This window comes from Moraxella tetraodonis (assembly GCF_022359095.1).
Taxonomy (GTDB): Bacteria; Pseudomonadota; Gammaproteobacteria; order Pseudomonadales; family Moraxellaceae; genus Faucicola; species Faucicola tetraodonis.
Genome location: NZ_JACSYB010000006.1, coordinates 1 through 16,780, shown reverse-complemented (window position 1 = coordinate 16,780; position 16,780 = coordinate 1). Strand labels below are relative to the sequence as shown.

13 protein-coding genes, 1 pseudogene and 1 other annotated feature are annotated in these 16,780 nt (G+C 36.6%); of the genes and pseudogenes, 6 read left to right on the top strand and 8 right to left on the bottom strand.

Annotated elements, in window-relative coordinates:
- Nucleotides 1-52 precede the first annotated feature (52 nt).
- The 3 genes and pseudogenes from H9W84_RS11980 to H9W84_RS11970 form a co-directional block, all read left to right on the top strand.
- Complete coding sequence (locus H9W84_RS11980; RefSeq protein ID WP_239744048.1) at nt 53-3,496, top strand: DEAD/DEAH box helicase family protein; 3,444 nt, start codon at nt 53-55, stop codon at nt 3,494-3,496.
- A complete protein-coding gene (locus H9W84_RS11975) occupies nt 3,493-5,550 on the top strand; it encodes a hypothetical protein (RefSeq protein ID WP_239744046.1) in 2,058 nt (685 codons plus the stop codon). The genes H9W84_RS11980 and H9W84_RS11975 overlap by 4 nt, the downstream gene beginning before the upstream one ends.
- Before the next feature lie 181 nt (nt 5,551-5,731).
- Nucleotides 5,732-6,028, top strand: a pseudogene (locus tag H9W84_RS11970) (transposase); the annotation flags it as partial.
- 35 nt (nt 6,029-6,063) lie between these two features.
- On the opposite strand, the gene H9W84_RS11965 reads toward H9W84_RS11970, so the two are convergent.
- From H9W84_RS11965 to H9W84_RS11940, 6 genes are all read right to left on the bottom strand, one after another.
- Nucleotides 6,064-7,286 (bottom strand): IS3 family transposase gene (locus tag H9W84_RS11965; protein ID WP_239744044.1). Its coding sequence is split into 2 segments (ribosomal slippage): nt 6,064-7,010 and nt 7,010-7,286, totalling 1,224 coding nucleotides; the frame shifts between segments, so codons are not numbered across the junction.
- Nucleotides 6,895-7,011: a sequence feature (AL1L pseudoknot), on the bottom strand. (Overlaps the previous gene by 117 nt.)
- 37 nt (nt 7,287-7,323) lie before the next feature.
- Nucleotides 7,324-7,533 carry a hypothetical protein gene (locus H9W84_RS11960; protein WP_239744042.1) on the bottom strand — a complete coding sequence of 70 codons (210 nt, stop codon included), beginning with the start codon at nt 7,531-7,533 and terminating at the stop codon, nt 7,324-7,326.
- Between the two features lie 90 nt (nt 7,534-7,623).
- Complete coding sequence (locus H9W84_RS11955; RefSeq protein ID WP_239744039.1) at nt 7,624-9,213, bottom strand: ATP-binding protein; 1,590 nt, start codon at nt 9,211-9,213, stop codon at nt 7,624-7,626.
- Between the two features lie 151 nt (nt 9,214-9,364).
- Nucleotides 9,365-9,733 (bottom strand): hypothetical protein, encoded by a 369-nt coding sequence (locus H9W84_RS11950; RefSeq protein WP_135890380.1) that lies wholly within the window; start codon nt 9,731-9,733, stop codon nt 9,365-9,367.
- Nucleotides 9,734-10,351, bottom strand: coding sequence for a ParA family protein (locus tag H9W84_RS11945; RefSeq protein WP_239744037.1), 618 nt, complete (start codon nt 10,349-10,351; stop codon nt 9,734-9,736).
- A 176-nt stretch (nt 10,352-10,527) separates the two neighbouring features.
- On the bottom strand, nt 10,528-10,809 hold the full coding sequence (locus tag H9W84_RS11940; protein ID WP_239744035.1) for a hypothetical protein: 282 nt from the start codon (nt 10,807-10,809) through the stop codon (nt 10,528-10,530).
- A 209-nt stretch (nt 10,810-11,018) separates the two neighbouring features.
- Here H9W84_RS11940 and H9W84_RS11935 point away from each other — a divergent pair, with 209 nt between their 5' ends.
- Entirely contained in the window at nt 11,019-11,225 is a 207-nt protein-coding gene (locus H9W84_RS11935) for a helix-turn-helix domain-containing protein (protein WP_239744033.1), read from the top strand.
- 80 nt (nt 11,226-11,305) lie between these two features.
- Here H9W84_RS11935 and H9W84_RS11930 read toward each other — a convergent pair whose 3' ends face one another.
- A complete protein-coding gene (locus H9W84_RS11930) occupies nt 11,306-12,301 on the bottom strand; it encodes a RepB family plasmid replication initiator protein (protein ID WP_239744030.1) in 996 nt (331 codons plus the stop codon).
- A 168-nt stretch (nt 12,302-12,469) separates the two neighbouring features.
- On the opposite strand from H9W84_RS11930, the gene H9W84_RS11925 reads away from it, so the two are divergent.
- Nucleotides 12,470-12,613 (top strand): hypothetical protein, encoded by a 144-nt coding sequence (locus H9W84_RS11925; RefSeq protein WP_239744028.1) that lies wholly within the window; start codon nt 12,470-12,472, stop codon nt 12,611-12,613.
- A gap of 376 nt (nt 12,614-12,989) precedes the next feature.
- Nucleotides 12,990-15,785: a DNA methyltransferase gene (locus tag H9W84_RS11920; RefSeq protein ID WP_239744026.1), complete on the top strand. Its 2,796-nt coding sequence runs from the start codon at nt 12,990-12,992 to the stop codon at nt 15,783-15,785.
- 348 nt (nt 15,786-16,133) lie between these two features.
- Here H9W84_RS11920 and H9W84_RS11915 read toward each other — a convergent pair whose 3' ends face one another.
- Nucleotides 16,134-16,532, bottom strand: coding sequence for a hypothetical protein (locus H9W84_RS11915; protein ID WP_239744024.1), 399 nt, complete (start codon nt 16,530-16,532; stop codon nt 16,134-16,136).
- Between the last annotated feature and the right edge of the window lie 248 nt (nt 16,533-16,780).

Below are 16,780 nucleotides of genomic sequence, written 5' to 3'. Positions count from 1 at the left end.
GCAGACAATCCACCCAAACACCCCAGAAATTAAAATTTAGCAGACTAAAATAATGAAACAAATTCTTGATGATATTTTATCCCAACATACCAAAGGCTTGGTACTGCTAGATATGCCCACAGGCACAGGTAAAACCTACCAAGTAGCAGAATATATCGCCCAACAGATTGACCAATTAAAAGCCCAAAACCGTAAAATTATTTTTATTACCCACCTTAAAAAAAACCTACCATTCAAAGAATTAGAAAAACAGTTAGGTAGACACGGCAACGCTGACTACCGTGATGAAGTCTGGTTTGTGCAAGGTAAATTGGATGCTTTTAAAGACCACTTTTCGACATACATTGACGACATTAAAAGGCTTTTTCCAAGCTTTAAGCCTTATGAATTATTATCTTTATTGAAAGAGTATGAACAAGCTACAAAAAATGGGCAAAGCACGCTTATTGGAGTGCTCGAAAAATCTAGCGATAAACCCATCAAAGACTTTAGCAATTTAGTCAAACAACGGTTACACAAAGAGTTTAAGACGCCAGAGTTAAGGCTTGATGCTTTGAAAAACAACTCTGATTGGCAATGGGTTACCAAGTTGTTTCCTGCCACGTTAACACTGGATAAACCTGTGTTATTTATGAGCGTATCCAAATTTATTTATCCCTATGACACACTCATACAGTCACCAATGACCATTACTGAGTTACTTGCTGATTATCAAGTGACATTATTTATCGACGAAATCGATGCCTCTAAACACATATTACAAGATTTCATCATTAAACAGGGGCTACGAAATCCTATTGATTTGGTTTATACCGTCAAGCAAATTGGCATGACACTATCAAACTCACAGTTTTCAGATGAATTGTTGCCGCCACATAAACTTGATAAACAGCCAGATGACCCAGCGACCATTCAGCAGAATTTGCAGGAGAAAAGTCTAACCGTAAATAAGGATTTCAATCTTTCATTATCATTGAAAAGTAGAGATAAATCTCAACAATCATCGTTCATTTTCTATGACAAAAAACCTTTGTATTTGGCAAATGCCCAATATAAGGTCTTAACCTTAACAGCCGATGAAGCCAAGGGTACGGTTTGGATTGATGTGGTAAAAAAAACCACAGAACACGATGAATCAAATACAACATTGGGGGGCTTGTTAGCAACTTGTAGTCAAACCATTGGCTATTTCAAAGGTGGCATTCATATGCTTGCCAATAATTATCATGCCAATTACCGCTTTGATGGCATTACTTATGATAATGCAGTGAGAAGTTATTTAAATTTTTTCAATTTTAAAGACTCAAGTTTTGATAATTTGGTCTATGAAATCCAATACGCTCGCCTAACCAGCACATGGAAACAAAAAAACCTAGAATCAGATGCCGATAAAAACGACCCGTTAAGATTTCATGAAAATGGCTTTAGTTATCACACCATTATTGACAGTGATGACAATGTGAGCCAATCGATTGTTGATACTTATAGCTTTCCATATAGCCCTGAAGCATTACTACTAGATTGGTGTCGAAATTTTATGGTAGTTGGCATATCCGCTACTGCAAACCTTCGAAGTCGTTTAGGCAACTATGACCTACATTATTTGCGAAAACGTCTAAATGCTTCATCAGAGGCTGATTTTGTACAGCTAAATAGCGAGCAAAAGCAACGCTTATCCGACCAATTTACTGAAAGCACCTGTTACTATCGACAAACGTATATGCAAGTAACGCCACACGGCTTGGTAAATGCAGATGATGAAATCACTATTAAAGATGAATTTATCAATTTGTTTGGTGGTCAAGAAAGCGAAGATATCGTGCAAGATTTGTTTAACAAAGCCCCTATCAAAGATGAGAACAATAGACCACACTACCTCAAGCAATTTTATAAAATTTTTCAGCTTTGGAAAGCCTACCACCAACAACAGATTAATGCCTTTTTGGTATTGTTTAGTAAAGGCTATTATGAAGAGCTTGATTTTCTAAGAACCTACTGCAATATTCTAAGCCAACATTTGGGACTGCCTGACACCGCAAAGGAAGAAATGGTGTGCGTCGTTGGTAATACCAGCGAGAACGCCTTAGAAGGCATAAAAACCCGTTTAAGCCAAGGTGAACGGCGATTCGTGATTTCAACTTATGCTACGCTTGGAGCAGGCGTAAATATACAATACCCCATTCCAAGTAAATTTGCTGGGAAATTAGTGAAAACTAATCACCGCCCACCCAATGACAACATGGATTTTGATGGGTTGTATTTAGACAAGCCTACGAAACTTATCAGCTATCTTGATAAAGACAAAGATAATACTCAACACAGTTTAGTCAATCTTATATTTCAATTGGAATACCTTAAACTCTCAGGTTTAAGCTTGGACAGTTTTGAAAAACATCTACAAAAGGCATTTTCTATCTATTCTGGCTCAGGTCATTATAAATCTGTAGAAAAACTATCCAAATTCGACGACTTCAAAGCCTATATGATGCAAGTGCTTATTCAAGCCATTGGGCGTATCTGCCGTACCAACATGAAATGCCCTAAGATACAACTGCACATTGACAATGCGTTATTGGATCATTGGTTTGATGATTTTGGTACAAGTCAAATGTTACCTGAATTTCATAAAATTAATGCCTTTATTAAAGAACAAAATGCAAAGCCCAATATTATCGATTCAGCGGTTGCACAGCAGGATTTTGAAACAGTTCGGCGGTTTATTGAGAAAATGAAATATAAAATTGCTGCGGGCAATATTACTATTGATGACGTTCATCAATGGCAAGGACTGAGAGATTTCGTCTTGAAAAACCCACAAAAATTGAATGAAATTATAAGCCCTTACGATTTTTTATATATCAATTTTGAAGAACCAAAGACCAGTTATTATTACTCGTGCGATGAAGACGATGAGAACTTTATATTGCTCAAGCAACCTACACAACATTGTTATACCGCCAGTAGTGCCAGTGCTAGGTTAGACCGACTCATGCAACATACGGGTATTTATGAGCATTTTATCCAAAAAGGCTATGCAATACAGCTAGCTGCCAGTCGCCATTGGCTACAACCTATTTTATTTAACAACATCTATAAAGGGGCATTGGGTGAAATCGCTGGCTCATATTTATGGCATAGCTATGATTTGCCAAACTTAAGCGATTTACCGACTAAAGACTTTGAACGCTTTGATTTTTTGGTTGATGATGGTATCTATGTTGATTTCAAAAATTGGTCGCCTACTCTACAAGACGGTGAAGCCGAAAGAGAGAAAATCTACTATAAAATGGAAAAAACGGGAGCAAAACTGGTATTTATCATTAATATCGTTGCAGATAGCAATCAGTATAGACCATTGAACAGATTCCCTCACCCAACAAAGGGAAATGAGCAGTTAATTGTTGAATTACCTTATTTTACACTTAATGATAATACCGCTGATATGAACCAAATCAATATTATCCACCAACTGATTGAAGAATACCAAGCCAAATGAAGACCACACAACTCACATTCCAAACTGACTTTGATAAGCTTAATGCCAAATATGTGTTTTTTAAATTCACTGCCACAAAAAACACCGATGAAAATGTTTGGCAGATTGGCGGACAGCTTGACAAACTTTTGAAAACTCATAGCGTCATAGCCAGTGTCTATCGCCAAGACAATCACGCATTTGTTATGCTAGAGCGTAGCGATGATTTTGAGATTGAAGCGTTGCGACTAAAAATTACTGACGATGAGAGTTTACACTCTATTAGCGTCATTCAAGTGATAGCAAGTAATGAAAAATCAGAGAAATCCATTACGGGTGTGGATTTATATCAACTGCTATTTAATGCCACCGTCAATAGCCAAGGTGAACGCTATCAATTTAATAATTTGGGTGGAAAATTAGTAATCATTCCGCCAGCAACTAAGATAAAACCAGTCGTCACTGCTTTTCATTTGATACTGACGCCCGATTTGGTACTGGTAGCAAAAGCAACGACTTATCAAACTAAGGTATTTGCCAAAAAGTCCGAGAAAGATAAGACCAAACTGGCAAAGAAATTAGCCAAACCTGCGTATCAGTTACATCTAAATACCTTTAAGCGAGATTTTGACAATCACGACGATAAGGCATACATCCAAGCAGGTGTACCCAACAAAAAAGCCTGTGAGCCAGCATTAAACATCCAATCACATACCGACTTTCTGCAAAGCCGATTGGCTATCTTACAGACAGCGGTTTCTCGCTTTAATCGCTTATTCCAAGGTATCGTGGCTTGTGACTGGTCAAATAAAACTGCTGACAAAACTCTATCCGAACGCTTTCATTTATTAAATACCAGGAATGCCATTGAAAAATTAGCCAAACCGCTGGATATTCGCCTACTGGACAAGATTGGCACAACTCAGAGTGACAAACTAATTACGGATATACATCAGCAATTAGCATCATTAAATATTTTCAGTAAGGTCAATCAACGGGAAATCGCCAATGCCTGTCATATTTGTTTAGTTAAGCCGAAAGATGATTACGAAAATAGCGATGAAAAAGACCCCTATCGCCAAGATTTTCGCTATTACAGGCAACATGTTACTGATGAGCTTTACCAAGATTTTTATCAAACAACCAAAGCCAAAACACTGCTTAAAAACTTGGTTAAAGAATTATGGATTAAACAAAGTATCAGTGACAATCGTATCACTTTGCTAGATAACCGTTACGCCTTAAAAGGCACATGGATTTTCGGTATCATTCAAGATAAAAATTACCATTTACTTGAATTGCAACCCAATGGTGAGTATCAGTATTTCCAACATGATGATGGGCTGTTATTTCAAAAACACCCATATGATAATGAGATACGCACTATTCAAAGCTTCAACCATCCTTATAAAGACAATGGAGTAAGCCCAATTGAGCTTTTTATTATCAGTCCTGAGAAAGACCTCAATATCATTTTAAATCATGAAGAATGTGTCATGCCTGACCTATCAATGATTGAGCGTGAAATTCTAGCAAAAGATGAGCCTTTACCCAATTCTCTTAGCCAGACCACTGAACTGGTAAAGTTGTTTGAAATGGATTTGTCTATAATTCAGGACAAACATTGGAAATCATTTAAACAAGCAATCTATGTATTAGATGAACCTGTTAGCAAAACACATCTAGTTGATACGATTAATAAGCACTTTCATACCAGTAGCGATACCAATAAAGCTATCCGAACATTATTAAGACAACATGGTGTCATTTTAAACTTTAGTAAAGCCAAAGATGATTTACTCAATAAAATGACTGACACTTTTACCATCCAAGCAGGCACAATAAATGAAGATGTTGCTTGGTATAGTGTTGGTTATTATCATGGTTCGTTACAAGATGAACTAAGTCATATGCTTCATTTAAGAAAAATCATAGCTTTAAAAGGAAACTTGCGTCATCTTGATTTGCTGGAATTAATGGACGTTGACTTTGTGAGGTATAATAATTTTACTGTACTGCCCTACCCTACTAAATACTTAAGAGAGATTTTAGAAAAAAGAAAATCTTATTTTTAGCCACTGCCAACGGTATTGACTAAATAACAGCATGATAATGTTTTAAACGGTTTTTATTGCTTAAGCTTGGTTTTTTGCATCGACGCAAATCGCTGAGATGATGAGTTTTAAAATCTAAATCGGTAGTATTCAAAAAACTGTGTCATTTCACTAAACTATTAACAATAGAAGGAATGACACCATGCAAAACTTTGACTTTAATGAAGCCTTAAAAGCCATCCAATCAGGAAAGCCTATCACAGGCAGTGATGGGGTACTCGCCCCACTCATCAAACAGCTCACCGAAGCTGCACTATCTGCTGAAATCGACAGCTACCTTGAGCAAAGCCCCAACCGCAACCGCCGTAATGGCTACAGCAAAAAGACCGTCAAATCAGCCGTTGGTAGCTTTGAGCTTGAAACACCTCGTGACCGCAATGGGGAATTTGAACCTGTCTTGGTTAAAAAGCACCAGACCAAGCTTACCCCCGAGATTGAACCGTCCTGGTTTTATCGGAGACAGGTTTACTTGAGTCAGGCAGCATAGCCTGACAGGTTTAATGAACGATAGTAGATATTCTCAGCCATAATAGGCGACAAATATCCATTAGTGGAGTGCAGTCGTTCATGGTTGTACCAGTGTACCCAATCAAGGGTCGCTAGCGCAACATCATTTACACCTTCCCACGTCTGTTTCAAATAATCAATTACCTCCGTTTTGTACAGCCCATTTACACTTTCAGCTAGGGCATTGTCATAAGAATCGCCAGTTGTACCCACCGATGCGGCAAGTCCCGATTGTTTAAGCCGTTTACCGTACTTAATCGATATATACTGGCTACCTTTATCGCTATGATGAATCACATTCTTAGGTCTATCTCTGGCATCAATGGCTTGATTTAACGCATCGAGTACCAGTTGGGTATCCATACGGGCTGATACCTTCCAGCCCACAATAACTCGCTTAAACACATCAATGACAAAGGCAGTATAGACCCAGCCTGTTTTGGTCTTGATATAGGTAAAGTCAGCCACCCATAGTTTATTCGGTGCGTCGGCAGTAAATTGGCGTTTCACCAAGTCATTTGGCTTGTCTTGGTCGTCTCGCTGTTTGGTGGTGATTTTGCCTTTACCCCGCCATACGCCTTGTATGCCAAGCTGTTTCATTAAGCGTTGAACCGTGCAGCGACTTAATTTGGGCATACCATCTTGCTTAAGCTTATGCCAGACTTTACGGATACCATAACGACAGCCACTGTCTTGCCAAACCTGTTTGATTTGTGCCATGAGGTGTTTGTCGCTTTGTTTACGTCGACTTTGCTTCTCTGGGTTCGCTTGTTCGTCTTTGATGCGATAGTAGGTGGATGGGGCAATTGGCAGTATTCTGCAGATTGACTCGACCCCGAAATGTGTTTTCTCGTCATCAATGAAGTTAATCATTACTTGTGTGGGCGGCCGAGCTCCGCCTGGTCGAAAAAAGCAGCGGCTTTGCGGATGATTTCGTTGGCTTGTTTAAGTTCACGGTTCTCTCGCTCAAGCTCGGCAATACGAGCGGCTTGGCTTTGAGTGCTAACGGTCACAGGATTTTGCTTAGCTAGGTGCTTTTGATGCCAGGTGCGTAGGGTTTCGGGTGTACACCCAAATTTGGGTGCTATGGCTTGGATGGCCGCCCACAATGAGGGATAATCTTTTTGTGATTCGATAAGTAACTCGACGGCTCGTGTCTTAACTTCTGCCCTGTATTGTTTGCTTTTCATAAGGGTATTGTCTCAGAGTTTTGGGTCTCCGACAATCCTAGGACGGTTCAATAATGGCAAACTGGGCATTTTCTATATATTCAAGTTTCTCAATTTTATAACCCCCAAACCAACTATCAAAATAGAATAGAAAACCTTGGTGGCATTGCTCAATAATATCATCAGGGCTATTTTGAAGCATAAACTTTTGTACATCGGGGAATGTTTTTAACATTTCAGAGCGGATAATGGGGTGAACTTTATTCATAATGTTAAAATTCCTAAGCTGATTTTAATCAGCCGTTTCAAACACATAATTTGTAAAACTAAATCCAATAGCCTAAGCAATATAAGATTGTTAATTTACAGTAAATCCTCTTAAGTTCCTCCCCCCTGCCCTATCAAATACCACGGTATGTGAATTTTTATTAAACTCAATACCAATCTGATGAATAATACGTTCAGGAAGTTTATATTTATCAGCATACTGTTTATTTTTTATCTGAGCTAGAGCTGTACCTTGTGATTGCTCATTTTCTCCACCAACCACTTTAAACTCAAAGATGTAGACGTGTTTATCGACAATTAAGGTCATGTCGATGTTGCCAAGACTGGTGGCATCTTCGGTGATGGTTTGAAAACCTAGACTAGCAAATAATGCGTAGAAAACACTTGCCCAATAGCCTTCGTAGTTGGCAATGGTGTTGTTTCTATGCCAATTATGGGGAATGCTACTAAAAAATGCTTTGATGATGCTTTCAATGTTATCAAGATCATGCTGAAGAACTGCTTCATAAAGCTGGCTTTGTTTGAGTAGCATATCGTCTTTAGCATGTGCGATGTATTTTAACAGTAGTGATTCGGATAGGCTCTGTTGGACTTCAATATTAGGGAATTTTAGGGTATAGCGAACACTAGGCTTTAACATCATTTTATCTATGGTGAGATAGCCTGTTTGGAACAGCAAGGCAATAATACTAATGTCGCTTATCTCAAATTGGGATAGGTTTTGGCTATCAATGAGTCTGCCGATAAGTTGATGGATATGGGTATTTTCATTTAACAGCTTGTCCATCAAGAAGGTGGCATTACCTGTTTCTATCCAATAGTTTTTATACAGTTTTTGTGGATTGCTTAAGAATAGCAATACATCAAAGGGATTATAAACCGCTTCTCCTGTCCAATTGTAGCCGTTATACCATTTTTTCAGTTCTTCAAGGTCTACCTGCTCTAATTCTGGGGCAAATACGCTTTCAAGTTCAGTTTGGGTATATCCACACAGAGCTGAGAATCGTTCATCTAGGGTAACGTCATATAGGTTGTTTAAGCCTGAAAACAGGTTGATTTTACTAAATTTGGATACGCCTGTAAGCATGGCAAAGTGAATATGAGCATCACTGTCTTTAATAACGCCATAGAAGTCTCGTAGTTCGTTACGGATGCTTATCGCTTTGGGGGAATCAGATAGGTTGTCAAGAATAGGTTTATCGTATTCATCGACTAGGATAACGACTTTATTGCCTGTTACTTGATGACAATGCTCAATGATAGTTTTTAAACGTCCGCTATGTGTTGCTTTAACATTGGTGATTTCCCATTTCTCTTCAAGAAATTGCAAGGTATCTGAGATTACGTCACCGACTTTATTGTTTTCACTTGATGCACCACCGCCAAAGCTGATGCGTAATACAGGATATTGAGTATCCCATTGCCATTGCTGTTCAGCATATAGCCCTGTAAAAAGCTCTTTGTTACCTGCAAATAGTTGGGCGATGGTGTCAATGGTTAGACTTTTTCCAAAACGTCTAGGTCGTGATAAAAAGATATATTTACTGGTATTAATCAATTCGATGATTTTGGCGGTTTTATCAACATAGTAATAGTTGCCTTGGCGAAGTTCAGCAAAGTTTTGGATGCCGATAGGGAATTGTTTTTTTGTAATATCCATTTTAATTAACTCCACTAATAGTAATTAAATATATATAAATTAGAATAAACGTATATAAAACTTAAAATACCTATATAAAAAATTATAAAAAATATTTTATTATCTTAAAATACATGTATTATAACTTAATAAATAATATTACTTACATGTACTATTTCTTCACAACATTTCTTTTTAAGGTATTTAATCGCTCATACTCTGCTTGCCCCAAAATATCTTGGCAACGATTTAACAAAGTTTGACGAATAAAATTGCTGACCGAAATCTCTTGTTGAAGAGATACTTTTTCGACAGCAGACTCGATAATTTCAAGTTCTTCCACATATAGAGGTACAGAAATATTACGACCATGTTTAGTACGAGAACGTTGTTTGGCAGTCAAATTATTTGGCTCAATTACCACTTCATTTTTATTACGAGTTATTACCTTTTCTACAACCTCTGTTTTTGGTGTATCAGAGTTAATGTCATGGACAAAATCCACTTGCTCACGGGCTCGTTTGAATCGATTCTCACTCATTTACAACACCTCAATCAAAAACTCATTCAATTCGTCTTTAGCTTTACTACTACCCATTTCTGATACCGAGCGACTCTCAATTATCGCATCTCTAAACTGCTTACGGTCATGAATCACTGTTTTAACCAGTTTTAGAATAGGATAGTCTGACAAGTATTCTTGGGCTTGAGCAACTTCATTATTTTTGGGATTTGCGGAAGCTTTATTAATGACGACAGCAGCTTTAAGCGAAGGATTTTTTTTCTGAGCCTCTTTGACTTTTTCAGCAATATAAGGAATCACCTCCAAGTCAAGCAAACTTGCTTGAGTAGGTACGATAATCTTATCTGAAACTAATAAGGCTTCTCGAAAAATTTCTGAATCTCGACCTGCTACGTCAATTAAAATAAAATCATACTTATCATTCAAGGGTTCGAGCGTATCAAGTAACTTTTCATGAACAGTAATAGCATCTAGTTTATTTTGTCGATGCTCGTTCCATTGATGTGCTGAACGTTGTTCATCAGCATCTACCAATAACATTTTTCCTTTATTACTTAATGCAACTGCTAAATTAGTTGCAAGCGTTGTTTTACCGACCCCACCTTTTCTATTAGCTATGGTAAAAATTACCGCCATACAGCACCTCGCAATACTTATTTTATCAATTTTACATATATTCTAACGTAATTTTTATTTTAAACAACAATTATAACGAATATACAATAAATTATTTTTTAATATACTAAAAATTAAAAATACCTGTATTTTAAATATAAAATACAGGTATTAAACTAGTGAAATATAAATTTGTTTCAGACTGATTCAGGTACTATATCAGTCAGCTTTCGCTTCAAAAAATCATAATCAGGTGGAAAATCACCATCATAAAATTGTTTGATTTGCCTGTATGTCCAAACTCGCATAGCAGTGAAATTATCAAAATTGGTATCTACCTCCAAAAAACCAGCTAATCCAAAACCATTTTGAACTTCTAACTCTTTAATTAGCTGATTAGCTATTTGATTTGATTGCTTGGTTGTTTCATTTTGAGCCTTTAAAAGCTTGGTTAATTGTTTTGCATTTACACCTAACATAATGAACTCCTCTTATGTTGCATTGTTTATTACCCTTATGACTTGATATAAGTCACGACTATTTCTCAAATATGGTAAAATAGCTTCTTTAAATTACCTATATATAAATATATATTTTCTACTTAAAGAAAAATATTTTCTATATATAGGACATATTAACTAAATTATTTTCTACTTGCAAGTAATTTTTTTCTACATATAGGAATTTTATGATAAAGCTGAATTTGCCTGTTTTATTTGCTCAGAAGGGAATGCGAGTAAGTGATGCTGAAAAGAAAATTGACTTAGCCCGCTCTACGTTATATCGCCTCTATAATAACGAAGCGACTCGTATTGATTTTGATTCGATTGAGAAGTTATGTAAGTTGCTTGACTGCACGCCAAACGACCTATTTATTATTTCAGATGAAAGTTAAAAATTATTTTTTAATTTAATAAAAATTTTCATTTAACTAAAAATAGGGTAAAAATACATGTATTTTTACCCTATTTTTAGTTAACTTGGTTGTCGATCTAGGAGTTCTTGAACTTTATGAAAATCCTTTATTTTTTCAGGGTCTTTAAGCATGGGTCGCCAACTATTAATCAATTCAGTAAAGCTACCCCTAAAATTAGGAGACATAAAGTTACTATTAGCAGTAGTAAACTCTTCAGCGTAAATAGAAATCTTATCGATTTGCTTATCACTTAGCCCATTTTTCTGCCATGATGTTTTTAATTTCTCATTATTTGGAGTAATATCCTTACTTTTTCCTTCAATAGGCTTTTTCTTTGATTTTACTTTGAATATAAATCCTGTGATGACTTTACCTGTTTTTTGCTGCTCATATTTTACAATAATGTCAGAAGCAGGACTTTCATTAATTTGTTTGACTGCTGGTTCAAGTACCACTCTTTTAAAATTACTCATAGTTTTATATTGGTCATTTTCAAGCCCAAATCTTTCTCTTAACTTAAAAAGGGAGATTTCAGTATCATATTTCTTATTTTCCCATTGTTTACACATATCATATAATCTATAAGCATATTGACCATTCAAACCAGCTTTATGAGTAATGTTATATTGGGTAAAACAAGTCTTTAATTTACCCACCATACCAATAACGATAGGATTGAGCTTTACTGTGATATATGCTTCATTCTCAGCATAACCAATATCATAAACCCATCGAGTTTTATGAAATTCTAACGCATCTTCAAAATGTTCACTTTCTTTGTAATAACTGAAATACCTTGTAAAAAGACGCTCAGATGCTTCTTTCATCGTGCTGTAAGCGTTATTTAATTCACAACTTTCATATGCTTTAATATAATCAGATACATGTACCTTAAACTCATTCATATCATCCAATTGAATGTAAGCATCTTTCTCAATCTCTGGAACACTTGAGATATCTGAGAAAACTAAATCAAGAATCCTAGCCTCAACAATCGTTAAATTTATGCTTGCCTCAATAAGTGTATTGCTTTTTATAACGTGCCAATTATCCATTTTTATTCCTAATATTCGATTAAGTTTTTATAAATACATTATAATTTTATATATTTATAAATACAATGTTAAACTATTATTTTTTACAGGGTAGTTGTATTCATGAAACAGGGTAGTTGTATTCATGAAACAGGGTAGTTGTATTCATGAAACAGGGTAGTTGTATTCATGAAACAGGGTAGTTGTATTCATGAAACTTCTAAATCCCGCTATATCACAGGCTTTGAAGGTGATAGAAAAAAAGAAAATATAGAAAATATAGAAAAAAAGAAAAGAGTTTTTTTGAAAATTTTTACTGAAAAATTACTGTAAATTTCTAGATGAGTTGAAAGTTCTTAATTGCAAATAACTTGAAAATTTTTCGATGAAATTTTAGTTATGCAATATGTGACATATAACTCGTATTGTTTAAAATTAATTTTTAATAAGATGTTTTTATTTATCCAATAAATCTAATTTTATTTAAATCCTTTATACTACAACTTATTTTGATTATTTATTCAAATAGAGTTCATGAGCATTAGTATTTATAATTTATATTCACATAGGAAGAGTTTAGAGAAGCCTTGTATGACTTCTAGTAGAGATTACTATTTAAAACTTAAAATCGCTTAAATCGCATCCTATGAGCATCTAGCAGCCTAAAATCTGCCATATATCCGATTACTACTATTTTTTTGAGAGTTTCATGAGTTTAGACTTCAATCATATCCGCAACCAACTACAAAAAGTTATTCACGATTATAAAAATGCTGAAGGCTATGAAAGAGGTCAATCACAGAATTTTTGGACACAAGTATTCAATGCTTACGGTGTATCAGGACAAACCCAACTCAAAGCTTTTGAACATCGTTTAAAAGATGGCAAAGGACAAAAATACGTTGATGCCTTCATTCCAAAGCTAGTCATGATTGAACAAAAAAGCCGTGGTGTCGACTTAAACAAAGCCTATACCCAAGTCAGCGGTTACTATGACAAGCTTAACGCCAACGAAAAACCTCGCTATATCGTCCTATCCAACTTTGACGAGCTGTGGCTATACGATATTGCCAACCCCCTAGGCATCAAAACTTATCAATGCTCCTTGGATGAATTACCCCGTAATGCAGAATGGCTCAGTTTCCTATCACCTGATAGTCAACCAAGCGACATCATCGAAGAAAACCCGATTAACCGCCAAGCCACTGAAAACATCGCTAGACTACATCAAGCTTTTATCGAAGATGGGGTCAATCCTGATGATTTAGCATTATTTTTAACACGGCTGATTTTCTGCTTTTTTGCGGACGATACAGGCATTTTTGGTAAAAAACACCTACTGCAAGCGTTGTTAGAGCGTCAAGCGTTACCCGATGGCAGTAACCTTCACCAAATCTTTGCCACCTTGTTTGAAACACTTAATACCGAGAAACGCTCTAGTCGATTGCCTGAAGACTATGCCAGCTTTGCCTACATTAACGGCAACCTATTCGCTCACAGCGTGCCTATTCCTTATTTTGATGCCAACCTCTACCAACTCGTCATGGCATGCAATCAGCTCGACTGGAGCGAAATTAGCCCTGCTATCTTTGGTTCAATGTTCCAAAGCGTCCTAGACGTTGGCGAAACGGGTAGTGATGAAAGCCGTAAGGACACCCGCCGAGAGTTCGGAGCTCATTACACTAGTGAGAAAAACATTCTCAAAGTTATCAATTCGCTGTTTTTAAACGAGCTACGAGACGAATTTAGTAAATGTACCACCAACAAACCTCGAGCCATCAAACTCTACGAAAAGCTCTCTAAGCTCAAATTTTTTGACCCTGCGTGTGGCTGTGGTAACTTTTTGATTATTGCCTATCGTGAATTACGCTTATTAGAAAATCAGCTTATTGCCCAAATCTATGGTGACCAACGTGGGTTACTCGACATCAGCACCATGTGCCAAGTCACGGTCGAGCAATTCTACGGTATCGAGATTGAGCCACACGCTGCCCATATCGCACGAGTTGCTTTATGGATTACTGACCATCAGCTCAATGAAGCAACCGCCCAGCGGTTTGGTACAACTCGTCCTACCACCCCGATTGTGTATAGTCCTCATATTGTCGAAGGCAATGCTCTACAAATCGACTGGTCAAGTGTGGTTAGCCCCGATGACTGTGACTACATCATGGGCAATCCACCGTTTATTGGTTATGCTTATCAAACGAAAGAACAAAAGCAAGATGTGGAAAGTGTGGCAAAGCATATCAAGGGATATAAAACTTTTGATTATGTCTCTTGTTGGTATGTTAAAGCCATGCACTTTATGCAAGCCGTCAGTAAACCTAATCACCACATTGAAACCGCTTTTGTCTCGACCAATTCCATCACGCAGGGTGAACAAGTGGCTATCTTATGGCGTTATTTGCTTGACGAATGCAAGGGGGTTATCAATTTTGCTCATCAAACTTTCAAATGGTCGAATGAAGGCAAAGGCGTAGCAGCCGTTCATTGTGTCATTGTTGGTTATAGCTTAAACGAGCGAGCGGATAAAATTCTCTTTAGCTATGATGACATCACAGGAGAACCAATCCCCAATAAAGTAAAAAACATCAATGGCTATTTGATGAATGGAGCAAACGTATTTTTTGATAGAGCTAAAAAACAAGTCTCAAACGAACTAGAGATGATGAGAGGCAACCAACCTACAGATGCAGGATACTTGTTACTATCTGACGAAGAACGCCAAGCATTGATTGCTACTGAGCCGCTAGCCGAAAAATATATCAAACCCTTTATGATGGGCAACGAATTTTTAAACGACATTGGTCGTTGGTGTTTGTGGTTTCATGGTTGTGACCCAATCAAACTTAATAAAGACCTAGCCAAAATGCCACAGGTCGCCGAACGAATTGCCAATGTAAAAGCAACTAGACTTGCTAGTAGCAAGATGGCAACTGTCAAAAAAGCCGAAACCCCGCATTTATTTGATGAAATTCGTCATACAGATAAACCCTATATTGGTTTACCAAGAGTATCGTCTGAAAACCGAAAATTTATTCCTATTGGTTTTTTGAAAGACGTTATCGCAGGCGATAAACTCTATATGATACCTAATGCTAGTCTTTACCATTTTGGGATTTTATCTAGTAGCATGCACAACGCATTTATGAGACTAACAGCAGGTCGCATGAAAAGCGATTACAGCTATTCAAACACTATCGTCTATAACAATTTTCCTTATCCATTTACCACCAATGGTGACAGCAAACAAGCAACCGAATCACGCCAAGCGATTAGCCAAGCAGGACAAAAAATTTTAGATATTCGAGACGAATACCGCCAAGCTGACTCAAAGCCGACTTTGGCACAACTATATAACCGCTATCTCATTGACCCTTATCCTAAACTCACCAAAGCCCATGCCGACCTTGATAAAGTTATCGACAAAGCATATGGCTACAAAGGCAACGGCAGTGATGAAAGTCGAGTCGAATTTTTAATAAAATTCTTGACCAAATAAATCACCAAAAAGCTAGATTTCACTAAAATATCACATACTAAACCATGCAACGACCTAGTTATTTGCTCAATCAAACTAAGCTGTTATATAGGTAGCAAGGGCTTAAAATTTGTATTTTCATTCGTTTCTGTTAAGAACTCAAATAGATTTATCGATTGGATGAATCAACCCTTGACGCATCATCATTTCTAAAATATCTCAATAACTAATTGTCCCATTAAGTATTTTTTTCTCATTGATAGCTAACCAGAAATAATCATCTAGGACAAAGCCTTTATGGATAATTAACTACAAAAATCACTGCCATCTATTTATAAGTTTGAATGCTAAGCATCCCACTAAAAACAATTAAGAGTTTCCACTCATATTATTATCATGATTACCCAATGATTCGTTTGCCTTCTCAGCATAATCACTAACATTGCTTAAAGAAGTAGAATGAGTATTTGTCTCAATGGGAATATTACTAAAAGAATTTTTTACAGATGGCTTATCTTCAATCCCTGCCAATTTTTTTAAATCATCAATATCATCACACAATATTTTCTTTTGAGCTTTGGACGCATTGGCATCTAAAATTTTAAAATAAGCCTCCGCTCGTTTAACATCATCAATACCTTCAACAATATCTAAAAAAATCTCACCATAAACTTGAATCTTTTCTTGTCGAATTTTTTCTAATGCTTGGGTCATCTCAAGCATTTCTTGCTTTAACTGTTTAGCACTCTTCTTTAAATATTTTTCCATCGCCATTATCCTTCTATAAATACAATACTATTGTCTTATCTTAGCATGGCTAAAATTACTCAGCAATCATCATCTTTACCAACTATTTAAGCTATGATAGACTTAAAACTACTAATAATTCTTTCTATTTTTAAAGCAAGCACAGATGATAAAGCCACTATCGTGTCATATCATCATTGCTTGATTAGGGGTTTCACCCCCAATACCCCCACTAGTACCCTTTGCAACTCTTCGAGATTGCAAACGTG

Bases quoted from the DNA above. Each gene is read 5' to 3' on its own strand.
- H9W84_RS11980 (WP_239744048.1), top strand. From the start codon at position 53: ATGAAACAAATTCTTGATGATATTTTATCCCAACATACCAAAGGCTTG.
- H9W84_RS11975 (WP_239744046.1), top strand. From the start codon at position 3,493: ATGAAGACCACACAACTCACATTCCAAACTGACTTTGATAAGCTTAAT.
- H9W84_RS11960 (WP_239744042.1), bottom strand. From the start codon at position 7,533: ATGAATAAAGTTCACCCCATTATCCGCTCTGAAATGTTAAAAACATTC.
- H9W84_RS11955 (WP_239744039.1), bottom strand. From the start codon at position 9,213: ATGGATATTACAAAAAAACAATTCCCTATCGGCATCCAAAACTTTGCT.
- H9W84_RS11950 (WP_135890380.1), bottom strand. From the start codon at position 9,733: ATGAGTGAGAATCGATTCAAACGAGCCCGTGAGCAAGTGGATTTTGTC.
- H9W84_RS11945 (WP_239744037.1), bottom strand. From the start codon at position 10,351: ATGGCGGTAATTTTTACCATAGCTAATAGAAAAGGTGGGGTCGGTAAA.
- H9W84_RS11940 (WP_239744035.1), bottom strand. From the start codon at position 10,809: ATGTTAGGTGTAAATGCAAAACAATTAACCAAGCTTTTAAAGGCTCAA.
- H9W84_RS11935 (WP_239744033.1), top strand. From the start codon at position 11,019: ATGATAAAGCTGAATTTGCCTGTTTTATTTGCTCAGAAGGGAATGCGA.
- H9W84_RS11930 (WP_239744030.1), bottom strand. From the start codon at position 12,301: ATGGATAATTGGCACGTTATAAAAAGCAATACACTTATTGAGGCAAGC.
- H9W84_RS11925 (WP_239744028.1), top strand. From the start codon at position 12,470: ATGAAACAGGGTAGTTGTATTCATGAAACTTCTAAATCCCGCTATATC.
- H9W84_RS11920 (WP_239744026.1), top strand. From the start codon at position 12,990: ATGAGTTTAGACTTCAATCATATCCGCAACCAACTACAAAAAGTTATT.
- H9W84_RS11915 (WP_239744024.1), bottom strand. From the start codon at position 16,532: ATGGAAAAATATTTAAAGAAGAGTGCTAAACAGTTAAAGCAAGAAATG.